This window comes from Clostridium sp. C105KSO13, assembly GCF_001517425.1.
GTDB lineage: Bacteria > Bacillota > Clostridia > Lachnospirales > Lachnospiraceae > Muricomes.
Genome location: NZ_FBWL01000159.1, coordinates 13,312 through 31,876, shown reverse-complemented (window position 1 = coordinate 31,876; position 18,565 = coordinate 13,312). Strand labels below are relative to the sequence as shown.

18 protein-coding genes and 1 pseudogene are annotated in these 18,565 nt (G+C 42.5%); 18 read left to right on the top strand and 1 reads right to left on the bottom strand.

From position 1 onward, the window contains the following. Positions 1–18: 18 nt before the first annotated feature. From BN3456_RS06235 to cdd, 14 genes and pseudogenes are all read left to right on the top strand, one after another. Complete coding sequence (locus BN3456_RS06235) at positions 19–948, top strand: carbohydrate ABC transporter permease (protein WP_089983285.1); 930 nt, start codon at positions 19–21, stop codon at positions 946–948. Positions 949–958: 10 nt separating this feature from the next. Beyond that, positions 959–1,819 carry a carbohydrate ABC transporter permease gene (locus BN3456_RS06230; RefSeq protein WP_089983284.1) on the top strand — a complete coding sequence of 287 codons (861 nt, stop codon included), beginning with the start codon at positions 959–961 and terminating at the stop codon, positions 1,817–1,819. Between the two features lie 13 nt (positions 1,820–1,832). After that, positions 1,833–2,978, top strand: a complete 1,146-nt coding sequence (locus tag BN3456_RS06225) for an ABC transporter ATP-binding protein (protein WP_089983283.1) — start codon at positions 1,833–1,835, stop codon at positions 2,976–2,978. Between the two features lies 1 nt (position 2,979). After that, entirely contained in the window at positions 2,980–4,104 is a 1,125-nt protein-coding gene (locus tag BN3456_RS06220; RefSeq protein ID WP_089983282.1) for an ABC transporter ATP-binding protein, read from the top strand. A 32-nt stretch (positions 4,105–4,136) separates the two neighbouring features. Next, positions 4,137–5,222 (top strand): alcohol dehydrogenase catalytic domain-containing protein, encoded by a 1,086-nt coding sequence (locus tag BN3456_RS06215; RefSeq protein ID WP_089983281.1) that lies wholly within the window; start codon positions 4,137–4,139, stop codon positions 5,220–5,222. 60 nt (positions 5,223–5,282) lie between these two features. After that, on the top strand, positions 5,283–6,890 hold the full coding sequence (locus BN3456_RS06210) for a response regulator transcription factor (RefSeq protein ID WP_176699118.1): 1,608 nt from the start codon (positions 5,283–5,285) through the stop codon (positions 6,888–6,890). Positions 6,891–6,928: 38 nt separating this feature from the next. Beyond that, a complete protein-coding gene (locus BN3456_RS06205) occupies positions 6,929–7,786 on the top strand; it encodes an L-ribulose-5-phosphate 3-epimerase (RefSeq protein ID WP_089983279.1) in 858 nt (285 codons plus the stop codon). A 15-nt stretch (positions 7,787–7,801) separates the two neighbouring features. After that, a complete protein-coding gene (locus BN3456_RS06200) occupies positions 7,802–9,310 on the top strand; it encodes an FGGY-family carbohydrate kinase (protein ID WP_089983278.1) in 1,509 nt (502 codons plus the stop codon). Between the two features lie 259 nt (positions 9,311–9,569). Next, positions 9,570–11,918 carry a ferrous iron transport protein B gene (gene feoB, locus BN3456_RS06195; RefSeq protein ID WP_089983277.1) on the top strand — a complete coding sequence of 783 codons (2,349 nt, stop codon included), beginning with the start codon at positions 9,570–9,572 and terminating at the stop codon, positions 11,916–11,918. A gap of 76 nt (positions 11,919–11,994) precedes the next feature. Further along, positions 11,995–12,477 (top strand): annotated as a pseudogene (locus BN3456_RS15660) (alpha-amylase family glycosyl hydrolase). Further along, the gene (locus BN3456_RS16565) at positions 12,369–12,632 is read left to right on the top strand and encodes an alpha-amylase family glycosyl hydrolase (RefSeq protein ID WP_089983275.1); all 264 of its coding nucleotides are present in this window, start codon (positions 12,369–12,371) and stop codon (positions 12,630–12,632) included. Before BN3456_RS15660 ends, BN3456_RS16565 begins: the two are co-directional and overlap by 109 nt. Before the next feature lie 573 nt (positions 12,633–13,205). Next, positions 13,206–14,039, top strand: a complete 834-nt coding sequence (locus BN3456_RS06180; protein ID WP_089983274.1) for an aldo/keto reductase — start codon at positions 13,206–13,208, stop codon at positions 14,037–14,039. A 39-nt stretch (positions 14,040–14,078) separates the two neighbouring features. Beyond that, the gene (gene udp, locus BN3456_RS06175) at positions 14,079–14,858 is read left to right on the top strand and encodes a uridine phosphorylase (protein ID WP_089983273.1); all 780 of its coding nucleotides are present in this window, start codon (positions 14,079–14,081) and stop codon (positions 14,856–14,858) included. A gap of 1 nt (position 14,859) precedes the next feature. Beyond that, a complete protein-coding gene (gene cdd, locus BN3456_RS06170) occupies positions 14,860–15,276 on the top strand; it encodes a cytidine deaminase (protein WP_089983272.1) in 417 nt (138 codons plus the stop codon). A 27-nt stretch (positions 15,277–15,303) separates the two neighbouring features. On the opposite strand, the gene BN3456_RS16440 is transcribed toward cdd, so the two are convergent. Then, a complete protein-coding gene (locus BN3456_RS16440; protein WP_278280273.1) occupies positions 15,304–15,435 on the bottom strand; it encodes a hypothetical protein in 132 nt (43 codons plus the stop codon). A gap of 165 nt (positions 15,436–15,600) precedes the next feature. Between BN3456_RS16440 and BN3456_RS06165 the strand changes: the two genes are divergently transcribed. From BN3456_RS06165 to BN3456_RS06150, 4 genes are all read left to right on the top strand, one after another. Further along, positions 15,601–16,011 (top strand): Fur family transcriptional regulator, encoded by a 411-nt coding sequence (locus tag BN3456_RS06165; RefSeq protein WP_089983271.1) that lies wholly within the window; start codon positions 15,601–15,603, stop codon positions 16,009–16,011. An 80-nt stretch (positions 16,012–16,091) separates the two neighbouring features. Beyond that, positions 16,092–17,057, top strand: coding sequence for a metal ABC transporter substrate-binding protein (locus BN3456_RS06160; protein ID WP_347457895.1), 966 nt, complete (start codon positions 16,092–16,094; stop codon positions 17,055–17,057). Positions 17,058–17,089: 32 nt separating this feature from the next. Beyond that, the gene (locus BN3456_RS06155; protein WP_242862819.1) at positions 17,090–17,755 is read left to right on the top strand and encodes a metal ABC transporter ATP-binding protein; all 666 of its coding nucleotides are present in this window, start codon (positions 17,090–17,092) and stop codon (positions 17,753–17,755) included. Continuing rightward, entirely contained in the window at positions 17,752–18,549 is a 798-nt protein-coding gene (locus tag BN3456_RS06150) for a metal ABC transporter permease (protein WP_089983269.1), read from the top strand. Before BN3456_RS06155 ends, BN3456_RS06150 begins: the two co-directional genes overlap by 4 nt. Positions 18,550–18,565 lie beyond the last annotated feature (16 nt).

Here is an 18,565-nt window from a genome sequence, read left to right as displayed (position 1 = left end):
ATCACAGGAGGTGGGCAGATGTTTGGAAGCAGTAGAAAAAAGACAAGCGGAGAAATCAATTATAATGAAGTACCTGCACGTATCCGCAGACGTCCGTATTATATTATCGCACCAGGGTTGTTGATACTTATCGGTATTATGATTCCATTTATCACTGCAATTTTCCTTTCTTTTACTAATTACTCCTTCCGTCTGCCGAAATGGGGGTTTGTAGGGTTAAAGAACTGGATCAGCATGTTTACTGGCAAAGAGTTTTACCATGCCCTCGGTGTGACTTTAAAATATGGTATTTTTGCCACAGCCACAGAGATGCTTCTGGGGACAGGCGTGGCCCTTCTGCTCAGGAAGGATACCAGATACAGCAGGATACTGAAAGTGCTGTTTACATTTCCACTGATGGTTGCACCGGCCATTGCAGTGCTGATCTGGCAGTTGATGACGTCGAATACAGTGGGGATTCTGGAAAAGGTGCTGAACATCTTTGGGGTTCATAACTTTCCATGGGCGGCATCGCACAGTACAGCTCTCTTTACAGCGATTTTAATTGATGCATGGGTAAATACACCGTTTGTGCTATTGCTAGTTTTGGCAGGGATTCAATCCTTGCCGAAATCACCATTTGAGGCGGCAGCAGTGGATGGAGCGGGTGCCTGGTTCACATTCAAGACGCTGACACTTCCCATGCTGAAGCCCTTTATGTATATTGCACTGTTATTCAGGCTTATGGCTGCATTGCAGGAGTTTGGCATTATATATGCTCTGACAAAAGGAGGACCCGGAGATACATTGATGAATATATCTCTGACAGGTTATCTTAATGGATTTACCTATCAGAAACTGGCAGCTGCATTGCCCTATCTGCTGATTCTGTGGTTTCTTATTAATAAAGCAGCACAGTTCCTGGTAAAACGCCAGAGGCATCTGGCGCGACAGGCTGCAGGAAAGTAAAGGAGGGTATATGGAGAATCAGGGACAGCTGGCAGACAGCTCAAAAAATCAAAAAATATTTAAAATATTAGGACCCATAGGAAGAAATTTGGGATTAACCATGTTTGCCATGTTCGCCCTGTTTCCACTGGTATGGATGGTGGTTTGTGCATTTAAATCAGATGCGCAAATGTACAATACTATTTTCATTTTCCATCCTACCTTGGATAACTTCAGGGCGGTGCTGGTAGGAACGGATTACTTTCGCGCTTTTTTTCAGAACCTGGTAGTGGCGGGCGGGGCGGTGATTATTACCGTTATTGCCGGAGTGCCATGCGCATATGCATTGGCAAGGTACGATTTCAAGAAAAAGGAAGACGTGGCTTTTCAAATATTATCGTTCAAATTTGCACCTGAAATTCTGGTGATTCTCCCTATTTTCTTGATTTTTCAAAAAATAGGATTATACGATACGTATTTTGGATTGATCTGGGTCTATCAGCTCATTACCATGCCACTTTTAATTTGGGTGGTCAGGGGATATTTTGAAGATATCAGTGTGGAGTTGGAGCAGGCGGCGCAGCTGGACGGCTATACATGGTATGAAGTGTTTTTCAAGACCCTTGTACCTTTGATTAAACCCGGGTTGGTAGCCTCTGCTCTGCTGGCATTCATTTTCGCATGGAACAGTTTCACATTTCCACTGATATTAAGTGGTTTTGAAATTCAGACAATTACGATTACGGCACTGCGTTATATAGCCTCTGATACAGTGCATTATGGTCAGGTGGCTGTTGCCTCCACCATTGCAGTACTTCCGGAAGTAATTGTGGCATTGTTTATTCAGAAACATTTGGTCCGCGGTTTAAGTTTCGGTGCAGTAAAAGGATAGCGGAGGTAAAGCCATGGCACAGATAGAACTTGAGAACATTACGAAACAGTTTGGGGATGTGAAAGCATTAAATAATGTGAGTCTGACGGTTCAGGACAATGAATTTTTTGTCTTGTTCGGGCCGGCAGGAGCCGGGAAAACAACATTGCTTAAAACCATTGCAGGAGCTGAGTTTCCCGAAAAGGGTCTGGTGAAAATCGGCGGTAGCATTGTAAATCATGTGGAATCTAAGGATAGAAATGTATCCATGGTTTTTGAGAATTATGCTTTGTATCCTAATTTATCGGTGTATGATAATATCGCATCACCAATGCGAAGCAAGCTATATAAAAAAGATGAAGAATATATAAAAACAGCGGTAGATAAGGTCACAAAGATGATGAAAATCAATCATCTTATGGAAAGAAAACCAAGCCAGCTGTCCAATGGACAGCGGCAGAGGGTGGCTTTAGGGAGATGTCTGGTGAGAACACCAAATGTATTCCTGATGGATGAGCCCCTGGCCCACTTGGACGCAAAACTGCGTCACTTTATGAGGGGTGAGCTGAAAGAGATGCAAACTTCTATCAATTCCACTACCATTTATGTAACGCATGATTATATGGAGGCAATGTCCCTAGCAGACAGAATAGGGGTTCTTAATCATGGTGAAATTGTCCAGATAGGGACCGCTCAGGAAATGTACTATACTCCCTGCAATGAATTTGTTGCCCGCTTATTTGGGGAACCTGAAATTAACATATTTGAAGGAAAAAGATACATACAGGAAGACTGTGTATATCTTAAGCTGCCGGACAGGGATGTTTTGCTGTATCCTACTGAGGATGCCCTGCAGGCGTTGAAAGAGGCAAATACGGATCATATACATATAGGTTTGAGGGGGAATGATATCAAATTTGCCTTTGAAAAACTCGGAGATGAGTGGCTGGAAGGAACCGTATATGCAAATGAGCCCATTGGAAATAAGGTAATCATGACAGTCTTAATGGGAGACACAAAAATCGCTGTCACCTGCCCCAATGATACTGTGGCAAAACTGGACCAGGAGGTCTACATGAAATTCAATATGACTAATGCAATCTATTTTAATGGTGAAACCCTGGAATTTATCATAAGAAATAACATGTCCCGCTATATGGCTGCAAAAAGGGAGGGATAATATGGCAGAGCTTATATTGAAAAATATATACAAACGGTACGACGTTCAGAAAAACAAGATGTTTCAAAAGAAAAAGCAAAACGATTTTGCTGTAAAAGATGTCTCTTATGCATGTAAGGACGGAGAATTCATCGGAATATTGGGGCCTTCAGGCTGTGGAAAATCAACGACTCTCCGGATGGTAGCGGGGCTGGAGACCATTACTGCGGGAGAGATGTACATAGGTGATGTATGCATTAATAATTTACAGCCAAAGGACAGGAACATAGGGCTGGCATTTGAAGACTATGCACTTTATCCGCCGCTGACTGTGTATGAAAATCTGGCTTTTAATATGCGGGCTAAAAAGAAAAAGGAAGAGGAAATCAAAAAGGCCATTGAGTATGTCGCCCCTCTTATGAAAATTGATGATCTGCTGGATATGAAACCATCCGCCTTGTCCGGCGGACAAAAGCAGAGAGTTAACATTGCCAGAGCAATTGTGAGAAGACCCGGTCTTTTACTTCTGGATGAGCCTCTAAGTCATCTGGACGGTAAAATGCGGCAGCAGCTCAGGCAGGAAATCAAACGTATGCATTATGAGATCAAGTGTACAACGATTATTGTAACCCACGACCAGCTGGAGGCAATGTCTCTGGCTGACAGGATTATTATCATGAAGGAGGGAGAGATACAGCAGATTGGTACGCCTCTGGAGGTATACGATGACCCTGCCAATGAATTTGTAGCAGGTTTTATCGGTGAACCTCCCATGAACTTATTGACCTCTGTAATCCAAAAACAGGAAGATAAGTATATGTTTACATTTGAAGGCAGCGATCTTTGGGTGGAAGTGCCGAAACGCTACAACAAGATCGTAAAGGACAAAATGAAAGTAATCCTGGGAGTGCGTCCGGTGGATGTGCTGATTGCCAGGGGGAAAGCTTTATCTACGCCGGTGCCTGTTGCAGTATATGAAAATCTTGGAGATGAGAGAAGAATTTCGGTAAGAGTAGGTGAAATGTTGTTAAGTATGACTACTCCCGAGGATGTCTATTATGAGGCTGGGCAGAAAGTACAGCTGGTTTTTCATGAGGAACGGACACACCTGTTTGATCCTGACACAGGAAATCGAATCAGAGTGTAAGGATATTTTATAAAGGAAAGGAAGGTATAATCATGGGAAATAAAGGAAAAACGCCTAAAACAATGAAGGCACTGGTAGCTTATGATAAGGATAGATATGTATTTGAGCCTGAATATCCGGTTCCGGAATGTGGACCTGATGATATCATAATTAAAACAGAGGCCTGCGGAATCTGTGCAGGAGATTTGAAATGCAGCCACGGTGCAGCAATGTTCTGGGGGGATGAGGTTCAGCCCTCCTGGGTAAAACCACCGTTTATTCCGGGACATGAATTTTTCGGGCATATTGTGGAAATGGGAGAAAATGTGGAGGGTTATGAACTGGGTGACAGAATTATTGCTGACCAGATTGTACCCTGCGGAAAATGTAGATTTTGTAAAGACGGACATTACTGGATGTGCCAGCCCCACAATATTTTTGGCTTTCAAAGGGAAAATAGCGGTGGTATGGCAGAGTATGTAAGGTATCCCAAGACTGCAGTAATCACTCCTGTTCCGGATACCATGTCTACTGAGAATGCACTGCTGATTGAGCCCTATGGCTGTTCCAAACATGCGGTGGACAGAGGAAATATTACAAACGAAGATGTAGTGGTGATTTCAGGGGCCGGTACATTAGGGCTGGGAATGGTGACCTATGCCAGAATGAAAAACCCTAAGAAATTGATTGTACTGGATATGATGGATGAACGCCTGGAAAAAGCAAAAGAATTTGGAGCCGATATTGTATGGAATCCGGGAAAGCTTAACGTAATAAAAAAAATTGAAACATTGACCGAGGGCTATGGATGTGACGTTTACATCGAGGCAACAGGGCATCCTTCCAGTGTAATCCAGGGACTAAGTATGGTAAGGAAGTTGGGACGCTTTGTGGAGTTCAGTGTATTCGGAGCATCTACTACAGTTGACTGGTCCATTATCGGAGACAGGAAGGAACTGGATATTCTAGGATCACATTTGAGCCCATATGCATTTCCATTTGTCATTGAGAATATAGAAAATGGAAAATTGGAGACAAAGGGAGTGGTTTCCAGGAAGTTTAAAGTTGAGGAATGGGAAAAGGCATTTGAGTGTGCCACAGGAAAACATGGAGATTTTAAAGTGGCGCTAGTGTTTTAGGAGTTTATATAAAATCTTTTATGGACAAATGTTATGCGAGAGGAACGGTGGAGGACGGGCATGTACCACGTTTTAATAGTAGATGATGAATTTTTAGTACGCTTGGGTTTAAAAACAACCATAGACTGGGAAGCGCACGGTTACAAGGTTGCAGGGGAGGCGTCCAACGGAAAGGAAGCATTGGAAATGGTACGGTCCTCTCTGCCGGATATTGTATTAGTAGACGTTAAAATGCCGCTGATGGATGGATTGGAGTTCATTACGGAAGCAAAGAAAATAAGTGAAACACTTTCATTTATTATTCTAAGTAACTATGAAAACTTTCAATATGCAAAAAGAGCAATGAAATTGGGAGTTTCCCAATATCTTTTAAAAAGTGAGATTAATGAGGATACCCTTTTGGCAACCCTGGAATCTGTAGGGGCCCAGCGGAGCAGCAGGCATGTATTGCAGCAGGACGACAGACAGGCGAGGAAAGCATATTTGACTAACAATGTATCGAAAGCTCAGATTAATGCCTGCATTCCTATTGACAGAATGGATGCTCCGCCGGAAGGCCTTTTTGGGGCAGAGGGGTATGTAGTGATTAAATATTTCTGCAGCATCGGGCTGTTGAATGAACAGAGCATAGATATGCTTTCAAAGACCATGGTTTCTCTGGTTGAAGAGGAATTCCCAAAAGTGGTGTATGGTGAGAGTATTTATCAAATGCATTATTACATAACTCTGATTTGTCCCGTAAACCCTTTTGCAGATACAAATAAAACTTGTATAGAAAAGAGTATTTTAATCGGAAGAAAGATAAAATACTATTTTTCTGTTTTCTTAAAGGGTGGAATCAGCCGGAAAGACAGAGCAGCACACCTGCCTCGACTTCTGCGGGAAGCAGAAATAGCCAGGCAGCAGTGTTTTTTTGACGGAAGTAAAACGGACGGAGCACTTACGGGTATGCACTCTGAGAAAGAACACTCTTATATTGTTTATAACGAGACATTCGAGGAGAATCAAAAGAAAGAAGCAAGACCTCATGTAAGCAGCTCTAAAATCCTAGGGCTTCTCACAGAAGGTAAGAGTCAGGAGCTGAGCACTTATATACATGATGTTTTTATTGGTGTTAAGGACCAGGGTTCCTATACCGGGGTGGAGCATACCTTTATAGATTTTTTGTCCATTGCCAAATCCAGTGTGGAAAGATTAAATATACCGATAACAGAGAATTTTGCATCCAAGTTGGACTATGACAACTGGAATATCCTTACATCAGCGGGAGAAACAGAGGTTTATATACATGATATTTTTAATGGTATTTTAGACTTTATGAGTAGAGGAATCAGTGGATACAGTGCCAGTGTGAAAAAGGCCCTTGCCTATGTGGAGGAACATTATGCATCTAACTTTACTTTAGAGGATGTGGCGCACTGCGGAGAAATCAGCAAAAGTTATCTTTCTATGCTCTTCAAACAAGAAACGGGGATTAACTTTGTAACTTACCTCAATCAATATCGGATTAAGAAAGGAAAGAAGCTGCTGACAGATACAAATCTTAAAATTTATGAAATCGCAGAGGAAATAGGATTTGGGAGTCCTTACTATTTTAGCCGGGTGTTTAAGGAAGTGACAGGAATGCAGTGTAAGGAGTACAGAGATTATTATTCGGTCGCAAACTGACATTACGGTCTAACACTTGATGACCATAGGAGGTTTTTATGGAGTTTCAAAACAGTTATCGTCTGGGATTATATGAAAAAGCTATTCCACAAGACATTGGCTGGAGAGAGCGGCTACATGTAGCAAAGGTAGCAGGCTTTGAATATATGGAAATGAGTATTGACGAGACTGAATATAGAATGAAGCGTCTGGACTGGGATGACAGAAAAATCGCAGAGCTGCGTCAGCTTCAGGAAGAGGAGGGGTTTTTTATTGAAACCATGTGCTTAAGTGCACAGAGAAAATTCCCTCTGGGCAGCCAGAAGTGGGAAAGCGAAGCAAACGAGTTATTGAAAAAGGCTATTCTTTTCGGAAAGAAAATGGGAATACGCTTTATTATGCTGCAGGGATATGACTGTTATTATGAGGAAATCAGCAATGAAACCAGTCGGCTTCGTTTTAGTAAAAACCTCAGAAAAGCAGTTAACTTTGCAGCCTCACATGGTGTAATGCTTGCAATTGAAACTATGGAAAATGATTTTATGAATACTGTCGAAAAAGTCATGAGAAGTGTTCATTATGTAAATTCTCCCTACTTGATGGTGTATCCAGACCTGGGAAATATTACAAATGGAACAGAGGATATTCTGACAGATATTGAAACCGGCAGAGGATACATAGTGGCCGCACATTTAAAAGAGACCCTGCCCGGAAAGTTCAGAGAGGTTCCCTATGGGACGGGAAATGTAAATTTCCCTGCAGGAATTGCCACCCTCTATGAAATGGGTGTCCGCAGGTATGTGGCGGAATTTTGGCACTGCGGAGAAGAAAGTTGGGGAAAGGTGCTGGTAAATAACCGTAGGTTTCTGGATGAACAGTTTGAAAAAGCAAAAGTATTACTTCCGTCAAATTTGTGAAAGGAGAAATCTCAAATGGCTAAGTATGTAATAGGCCTTGATAATGGAGGCACAACAACGAAAGCTGCAATTTTTAATCTTGACGGGGTACAAATATCTTCGGCAGGCATGAAAACCCGGGCCATTACGCCAAAACCTGGCTATGTGGAAAGAGACATGGAGGAACTGTGGCAGGCAAACTGCAAATGTGTGAAAGATGCACTTAAGAAATCGAGTATCAACCCCAAAGATGTGATTGGTATTGCAGTATGCGGACACGGAAAAGGCATTTATCTGTGGGGCAAGAATGACAGACCTATATATAATGGAATCATTTCTACAGATAGCCGGGCCTGGAGATACCCTAAAAAATGGTATGATTCCGGGGTCCATGCTAAACTGCATGGACAGCTTTGCCAGGAATTTATGGCATGTCAGCAGGTTGCTCTTCTTGCATGGTTTAAAGATAACCAAAGGGAAATATACGACAATATCAAATATGTATTTTCAGTAAAAGATTACGTGCGTTTTCGGTTAACCAGAGAGGCGTACAGCGAGGCAACCGATATTTCGGGTTCAGGACTGATGGATGTAAGAAGTGCACAGTTTGACAAGACAATTTTAGAAGAACTGGGAATTCAGGAAACATATGACACACTGCCGCCTTTAAGGTATTCTTGTGATTTATGCGGAAAGGTTACGAAAGAAGCTGCTAAGCTTACCGGCCTACCTGAGGGAATCCCTGTAGCAGGCGGAATGTTTGATGTGGATGCCTGTGCGGTAGCTGTGGATGTAACATCTACGGAGGAACTCTGTACTATAGCCGGAACTTGGAGCATTAATGAATATATAGCAAAGGCACCTGTTATGGATGGCAGTATCGCTATGAATTCACTGTTTGCTATACCCGGATATTATTTAGTGGAGGAAAGCAGTGCAACATCTGCAGGGAACCTGGAATGGTTTTTGAAAAATTTTATGGTATACGAAAAGCTGGAAGAAGGACAGGAGATATATGATGTCATTAATAAAAAAGTAGGAAGTGTAAGTCCGGAGGACAGCGATGTATATTTTCTTCCGTTCTTGTATGGTTCCAATGCTCATCCCCTTGGAAAGGGAGCATTTGTTGGGCTGACAGCCTATCATGGTATGGAACATATATTGAGAGCCATATACGAGGGCGTTGCATTTTCCCATAAAACTCATATAGACAAATTATTAGCCTCGAGAAAGCCGCCGCAGGCAATCCGTATGGCCGGCGGAGCGGTTAACTCTCCGGTCTGGGTACAGATGTTTGCAGATGTAATAGGATATCCCATGGAAACAGTAGATACCAAAGAATTGGGGGCTCTGGGTTGTGGTATGGCAGCAGCAATTGCAGCAGGGGTTTATAAGAATTACCAGGAGGCGGCTGCACATATGGTGCATGTAGCAAGAAAAGTGTATCCCAGCCCTGAGCGTATAAATATTTACCGAAAAAAATATGAGAAGTATATGGCAGTCAGCCAGGCATTGGATACAGTTTGGTGGCAGTTTGAAGTATAAAAGAACATCTTTGCAGGGTTTGGATTTCAAGATACTTGCGAGTTTGGAAAAAGCGCTTGGAGTTACCAATTCAATGCGGAAACAATTGCAGCAGATGTACCTTATATAAAAATATTATGAAAAGTGGTAATCTTTAGTGATAAAGTTTTTCCACTTTTTTCTTTTCAAAACCTATTGACAACAGGGATTAGTTAGCGCAAACTATCTTTGATAATAAATTTTATTAAATATTTATATTTTACAGAATTGAGGATTGGATATGACGTTAGAGAAATTGGAAATTGGGAAATCCGCTTCTATTTTATCCGTTGGAGGAGAAGGCGCTTTAAGGCAGCATTTCCTTGATATGGGACTAATTCCCGGAGCTGTTGTCACGATGGTAAAACTGGCGCCTATGGGTGACCCGTTGGAACTGAGAATACATGGGTATGAATTGACAATCAGGATGGCCGATGCCCAGAAAATAGAAATCAAACAACTGGATGTCCCTGCTGAAGAAAAAATAAGCAGTCCAAATAGAAAACCAATTCCTCATCCTGGACTGGGTGAGGGCGGAAAATATCATGTGAAAGCAGATGAGCACCCGTTAAAGGATGGTGAAAAGTTAACATTTGCACTTGCGGGAAACCAGAATTCGGGAAAGACTACATTTTTTAATAGATTGACGGGAGCAAACCAGCATGTAGGAAATTTCCCGGGGGTTACGGTAGACCGAAAGGATGGTGTGATAAAGGGGCATCCGAATACTCTTGTGACAGATTTACCGGGAATTTATTCTATGTCTCCTTACAGCAGTGAGGAAATTGTGACGCGGGAATTTATAATGCAGGAGAAGCCAAAAGGCATTATAAATATTGTTGATGCATCAAATATTGAGAGAAATCTATACTTGACTTTACAGTTGATGGAGCTAAATGTTCCCATGGTTATAGCACTTAATATGATGGATGAAGTTCGGGAAAACGGCGGTTCTATATTAATTAACGAGATGGAAGAAATGCTGGGAGTTCCTATAGTCCCCATTTCCGCAGCGAAAAATGAAGGGATTAACGAAATAATGCAGCATGCGCTCCATGTGGCAAAGTATCAAGAGAGACCGGGAAGGGTTGACTTCTGCTTTTCTGATGGAAAAGGAAGTGCCGTACACAGATGCATTCACAGTATTATGCATTTAATCGAGGATCACGCGGAGAGAGCAGAAATCCCGATGCGTTTTGCAGCCACAAAGCTGGCAGAGAGGGACAGCCTTGTTCTGGAAAAGTTAAAGCTTGATTCCAACGAAAAAGACATACTTGAACATATTATCCTTCAGATGGAAAAAGAGCGCGGACTGGATCCTGCTGCGGCTATTGCGGATATGAGATTTGATTTTATCCAAAAATTATGTGATGCAACCGTAATAAAACCCAAAGAAAGTAAAGAACATGTAAGAAGCAGAAGGATTGATCGGATCCTGACAGGAAAGTATACTGCTATTCCCGCCTTTATCGCTATTATGGGCGCAGTATTCTGGCTGACTTTTAATGTAATCGGCGCTTATTTGGCTGATTTACTTGACAAAGGAATCAACTGGCTTACTAAAATTATCGACACAGGTCTGATTTCACTGGATGTTAATTCGGCTCTTCATTCGCTGATAATCGATGGTATTTTTAATGGTGTGGGGAGTGTGCTGAGTTTTCTTCCTATTATTGTGACTCTCTTCTTCTTCCTGTCTATACTTGAAGACAGTGGATACATGGCGCGGGTAGCGTTTGTTATGGACAAGCTTTTAAGAAAAATCGGTCTTTCAGGACGAAGCATCGTTCCTATGCTGATTGGATTTGGATGTACTGTACCGGGAGTTATGGCAAGCAGAACACTTTCCTCAGAGAGAGACAGAAAGCTGACCATATTATTGACTCCTTTTATGAGCTGTTCTGCGAAGCTACCCATTTATGCATTTTTTACGGCGGCATTTTTCCCTAAACACGGAGCCCTGGTTATGGTTGCATTGTATTTTGTGGGAATTGCGATAGGAATCCTTGTGGCACTTCTGGTAAAGGGCGGTGTTTTTAAAGGAGAGCCGGTGCCTTTTGTAATGGAGCTGCCGAATTACCGTATGCCGGGACCTAAAAATGTAGCTCAATTGCTATGGGATAAAGCGAGAGATTTTCTTCAGAGAGCTTTCACCATTATTTTTATAGCGACAATTGTTATTTGGACTTTACAGACCTTTGATCTGCACTTCAAAATGGTTGCGGATTCCCAGAACAGTATTCTTGCATCAGTGGCAGGAATTATTGCTCCTATCTTTAAGCCATTGGGATTTGGAGACTGGAGGATTTCTACTGCGCTGATTACTGGCCTTATGGCAAAAGAAAGTGTGGTGTCCACACTGTCTGTACTAATACCGTCGAAATCGATGTTGTTTAGCATACTGACTCCGTTAACGGCAGCTTCACTATTAGTATTCTGCCTTTTATATACACCTTGCGTTGCTGCTGTTGCATCCATCAAACGGGAGCTAGGAGGAAAGTGGACAGTGGTCATTGTTGTAGGACAGTGTGCAATTGCATGGGCAGCAGCATTTATTGTACACGGTATTGGGCTGTTGATTGGGCTGTAACTATATCAATACTTATGCGTATAAGCATCGTTATAATCGTTATAAGAAGAATTTAAGAAGACTGAGATATGCAAGAATGAAAAAGAGATGGTGGCTTGATAAGATCGCATATCTGATTTATCCTAAAAGCTTTAATGACACCAATGGAGACTATTATTACTTTCGCAAAGGTGTGAATGGAAAGGAACCATCCAATTACCGTTCCTACTTTGGAGGCAGCACCTGTGAGCCGGTACATAAGACCGATTTATACTATTTACATGCTTTTGCCAAAGAGCAGCCGGATTTTAACTGAGAGAACCCGAAAGTAAAAAGAGAACTTTTTAACAGGGTTAACTGGTGGATTAACAAAGGAATTGCAGGTTTTCGTATTGATGCGATTATTAATATTAAAAACATCCTGAGCTCCCCTCTTATGAACTGGATGGTGATGATGGACATTTCTCCACCATGTTTGAATTTACTGGTGAGGTGCTCACAAAGGGCGGGCATGGTTGGTATGACTCTCCAAAGCATGACTTTAAAAAGTGGAGAGATATGGTTTTCGAAACGCAGGTAAAGGCACAGGGAGTTGGTTACTATGCCAATATTATTGAAAATCACGATGAGCTAAGATACGCGACCAAATACCTGATGGAAAATCTCCGCAATCCAAAAGGGATCAAGATGCTGGCCTGTGTTAATTTATTTCTTCGGGGAATACCTTTTATCTAGCAGGGAATAGATGCAGGATTAAACAAAGATCCGGAGTCTGTTTTGATCGTTCATAAGAAGGCCATCCGGCTGCGAAAAAGCAAGGCGCAGGAACATAGGCAAAAATACGCTGCATGTTTTACGTCTCCCCTAATTTAAAAGAATTTGACATGTTTAACAGTATTGACTATAATATACTTAGCAAGAAAGCCGATGACTAGAGTACACCTAACTGCCGGTAAAATAATTTATTACAAGTAGCGCCTTACTTTACCAGAGCAGGGGCGCTACTTTTTACGTTTAATATAAACAACAATAGTTATTACAGCGCAAGGCATCGTTACAAACGTGAATAGATCACTATATGTAACCATTATCAAAAATATAAAGTACAGATTCACGAAAAGGTAGGAATATATGCAACTTATTTCCCGGAAGAGGTAAGGACATTAGATGAATGTATTACGGTATTTAAGCAAGGACGCTGCCGGCCAGCATTTTATAAGCAGGGAAAATACTATCTATGAGATATGGCTAAGGCTGCTGTGTAACTATAAAAAGAATAACGCAGACAGTGCGGAAATGAGGTAAGAGATGATTGGAGTAAAAGTATTAAATGACGGACTTAAGATACCGCTTATTGGTTTTGGTACATATAGACTTAATGGAAAAAAGGGAGTCGCATCTATCAAAAGTGCTGTTGATGCCGGCTACTGCTTAATAGACAGTGCATTTAATTATGAGAACGAAGGAGCCGTTGGAAAGGCAGTAAAAGACTGTTCTGTTCCAAGAGAAAAACTACTTATCACATCAAAACTTCCCGGGCGTCACCATGCTTACAATGAAGCACTGCAGACGATAGAGGAGTCTTTGTATCGGGCTGGTCTGGATTATTATGACTTGTATTTAATACACTGGCCGAATCCTAAGACTGATCGATATGTAGAGGCATGGCAGGCACTGCTTGAGGCGAAAAAACGAGGGCTGATAAGATCTGCCGGGGTCTGCAACTTTTTGCCGGAGCATTTAGAGAGGCTGGAGAAAGAAACCGGTGTCCTGCCAAGCGTGAATCAGATTGAACTACATCCCCGCTTCAACCAGCAGGAGGTGCGCGGCTGGAATACAGAGCATGGCATATTGACAGAAGCATGGAGCCCTCTGGGGAGAGGAAATGAAATCCTGACAAATGAAGCAATCCAAAAGATAGCGGCAGAACATACTAAAACAGTGTCACAGATTATCCTGCGCTGGCACATTCAGCTGGGTACACTGCCAATCCCTAAGGCTGGTTCTGCTCAGCATCAATTAGAAAATATTTCGATATTCGATTTTGCATTAACCGAAGAAGAAATGCACACAATATGCAAGTTAACACGTGATGATGGGCGCTTAAACAATCAGGATCCCAGCTCATACGAGGAGTTTTAACCACTGTTTAGAAGTAAAATAGGGGGGAGGAAAATTAGTATGATCAATTATTCGGAAAAAGAAGGCAAGCAATATCACATTCAGGTAGGTTCTGGCGACGTAGGAAAATATGTTATTATGCCGGGAGATCCCAAACGATGTGAAAAGATTGCTAAATATTTGGACAATCCTGTTCTTATGGCGGACAGCAGGGAATATGTAACTTACTCCGGTTTCCTGGACGGCGTAAAGATCAGTGTGACTTCGACCGGGATCGGCGGCCCTTCTGCAGCCATTGCGATGGAAGAACTGGTGATGTCCGGGGCGGACACTTTTATCCGTATCGGGACCAGCGGAGGAATGGATATCAACGTAAAGAGCGGAGATTTGGTGATTGCCAATGGGGCAATCCGCATGGAGGGAACGAGTAAAGAATACGCGCCCATTGAGTACCCTGCTGTCCCTGATTTCGATGTGACGAGTGCGCTTGTAAGGGCCGCAAAGAAGTTGGAGAAACCTTATCATGTGGGCGTAGTACAGTGCAAGGATTCCTTTTACGGGCAGCATTCACCGGAGACGAAACCGGTAGGGTATGAGCTGATGAATAAGTGGAATGCCTGGTTGAAACTCGGCTGCAAAGCGTCAGAGATGGAATCCGCGGCGCTGTTTATCGTTGCCGGATATCTGAAAGTGCGGGCTGGCTCTGTATTTCTCGTACTGGCAAACCAGGAGCGGGCAAAAGCAGGCCTGGAAAATCCAATCGTCCATGATACCGATGCGGCTATCCGTGTGGCGGTGGAGGCTGTAAGAGAGCTGATAAATGACGAAAGAGGTGTATAAGATGCTGCCGGTAAAAGAATTAATTGAACAGGCATTTGATGCAATGAGCTATGCATATACACCCTACTCCCATTTTAAAGTGGGAGCGGCTCTGCTGGCAAAGAGCGGTGAGATTTATCAGGGCTGCAATATTGAAAATGCGGCATATACCCCCAGCAACTGTGCAGAGCGCACTGCTTTTTTTAAAGCAGTGAGCGCAGGGGTGAAGGAATTTGAAGCAATCTGTATTGTTGGAGGCCAAAATGGGGCTGTGACAGAACTTACGGCGCCTTGTGGCGTATGCAGGCAGGTGATGATGGAATTCTGCAATCCAAAAGAATTTCAGATTATCCTTGCGACAGACACAGAGAACTATAAGATGTTCAAATTAGAAGAGCTGCTCCCTATGGGATTTGGCCCAGAGAATCTTGCTCACTAATATTGAACTGCATGTCAGACTTACATTTCAGTATGCGGTACAGTCACTGTTTGTGATGTAGAAATCTTTTCCGTACTTTTCCATATTTTTTCTTCTGTCTTCATGTTCAATCCAGTAATCAATTCGTTTTGCAAAGCCCCTGGCACTTCCGGTTTGCAACAGTCTTTCCTCGCACAGGGCAAACTGAGCGGGATGCACACCGTTTGAAATATGTTAAAGGCATCTGTAACAAAAAACGCACAAAAAAGAAAATAACTCCTTGACGATAACAAAAAACGTAGTATAATATGAAAATGGTTTTCAAATTCGTTTCGAAGGTGAAGTATGACTGAAAAATGTAAATACAATACAAAGCAGCAGTCCATAATATTGCGCTGTCTAAAACAGAACAAAGAAACTTTCTGCACAGTAGATCAGTTTATGGAATCTTTTCGCATAGAAGGAATCCATATCGGCAGGACCACTGTATATCGTGCCTTAGAGCGTTTACATAAAGAGGGAATTGTTTTAAAAATCCCCTCCGTTGAGGGAGCGCCTGCACAATATCGCTTTGTAGAGGAAGATAAAAGAAAGAACTATGGTAAGCTTGTCTGTTTGAAGTGCGGCCGGTCGATACCGCTACAATGCGGCTGCATTGACAACTTTTTTGGCCATGTTTTAGAGGAGCATAAGTTCGAACTGGATCAGGGACATACGATCCTGTATGGATATTGCGAAAAATGCAGATTAAAGTGAACGTTGTTCTGACTATCAACTACTCTCTTATTCTAAGAGATGCCAATTAGATTTCGTAATAGTATATGGAGGACTTTAGTGTGAAAAAATCAGTATATGTTTTAATAACAGCCTTTACGGTTTCTTCTGTCTTAGCAGCATGCGGAACACTAAAAGAGACAACAACTGAAAAAGGGAAAAATACTACAGAGGGAGAGCAGGCCGGAGTGAATAGTGGAAAGCTTAAGGTAATGACCAGTTTTTACCCTATGTATGATTTTGCTCAAAAGGTCGGCGGAGATAAAGTGGAAGTGACCAATATGGTACCGGCAGGAACTGAACCGCATGATTGGGAACCTGCGGCTACAGATATAAAACAACTGGAAGAGGCTGATGTGTTTGTTTATAACGGTGCAGGGATGGAACATTGGACAGAAGATATGCTGGATTCTCTGGATAACAAAAACCTGACAGTAGTGGAGGCGTCTGAAGGCCTAGAACTTATGGAAGGGGAAACTCACGGTGAGGAGGCAGAAGATACAAGTTATGACCCCCATGTATGGCTCAATCCGATGAATGCAAAGATTGAAATGGAAAATATTAAAAACGCTTTGGCAGACACAGACCCGGAAAACAAAGAGTATTATACTAAGAATTATCAAAAATACGCTGTTGAATTTGATACTCTTGATAAAGCTTTTAAAGAAGGTCTTGCAGATACAAAAAGAAAAGAGGTTATCACTGCACACGAGGCATTGGGGTATCTTTGCAAAGCATATGGCTTAAACCAAGTTGGAATTGAGGGGCTTTCTCCTGACTCTGAGCCTGATCCCGCGAGAATGGATGAAATTATACAGTTTGCGAAGGAGCATAAGGTTAAAACGATTTTCTTTGAGGAACTGGTGAGTCCGAAAGTTGCAGAAACTATTGCAGATGAGATTGGAGCCAAAACGGAGGTTCTGAACCCTCTGGAGGGATTAAGCGATGAACAACTGGAGTCCGGGGAAGATTACTTTTCTGTTATGGAGACAAATTTAGAGGCTTTAAAAGGAGCCTTAAATCAGTAAGACATGAAACGAAACTTGCAGGAGGACAACCTTTGGAAAGCATAAGTATAAAAAACCTGACATTCCGGTATGTGGATATGCCGATTTTAAAGGAAGTAAACTTAAATATAAGGCAGGGGGATTATGCCATCCTCACAGGAGAAAACGGAAGTGGTAAAAGCACACTGCTAAAACTTCTGCTGGGGGAATTAAGCCCTCAGCAGGGGACTATAGAGGTTTTTGGAAAAGACCCCTCCCAGGGGTTTTCGGGGATGAGGATAGGATATGTGCCCCAGAACAGTATTACTAAGAACCAGGATTTTCCGGCCACTGTGGAAGAGATTATGTTGACCGGACTCTATCAGCCTGTCTGGAGAAAAAAGCTTACGGGGGAAAAAAAGCGGAAACAGATAGCCCAGGCACTTGCGGAACTGGAAATGCAGAAATTCCTTAAAAATCGAATCGGGGAACTATCGGGAGGACAACAGCAAAGGGTTATGTTAGCCAGGGCGCTAGTGGGAAATCCAGAGCTTCTGATACTGGACGAGCCATCGGCAGGAATGGATACAGTTTCGCTTAAATCTCTATGTCAGGTTTTATATAGACGGAATCGTGAACAGGGGCTTACGATTATCATGGTTACCCATGGAAGCACCAGGGACTTTATCGGTGCGGGAAGGTTTCTGAAAGCAGAAGAAGGGAGAATTCTGGAAGTATGAGGATCTTACAATACGGTTTTATGCAGCGGGCTTTTCTGGTAGGAATACTGCTGGCGGTAATTACGCCATGCATCGGTATCACAATTGTACTCAAGCGGATGTCTATGATAGGCGACGCGCTCTCTCATGCCTCACTGGCCGGTGTGGCACTGGGACTTCTTTTGGGAATTAATCCCGTACTTGGGGCAGGAGTAATCTGTATTATCGCAGCCCTCGGTATCGAGAGTATCCGTAAAAAATTACCCAGGTATGCGGAGATGGCAATTGCAATTGTGATGTCAGCGGGAATTGGCCTTGCGGGAGTTCTGTCCGGATTTGTGAAGAACGGGGCAAATTTTAACAGCTTTTTATTTGGAAGCATCGTATCTATCAGTAAAGGGGAGCTTCTTATGGTTTGCATTGTGAGTATATTTGTTCTTATAATGCTTATGCTGTTTTACAGGGAATTGTTCTATGTAGGGTTTGATGAAAATGCGGCGCGGATTTCCGGTGTACCGGTTCGCCGCATTAATTTTCTTTTTACAATTCTAACTGCCTTGACAGTTTCCATCGCATCCCGCACTGTGGGAGCACTGATTGTATCGTCTATGCTGGTGGTACCGGTTGCCTGTGGGATGCAGGTAGGAAAAAGTTACCGGAAGACATTGCTTTCAGCAATTGTGGTGGCTTTATGCACTACAATTGCCGGGCTTTTTCTGTCGTACTATGCCGGTTTGAAGCCAGGCGGAACTATCGTACTTTTAGAGGTTGCATGTTTCTTAATTCTTGTGATTATAAAAGCTGTAAAAAAATAGATTTGCAACATCATAA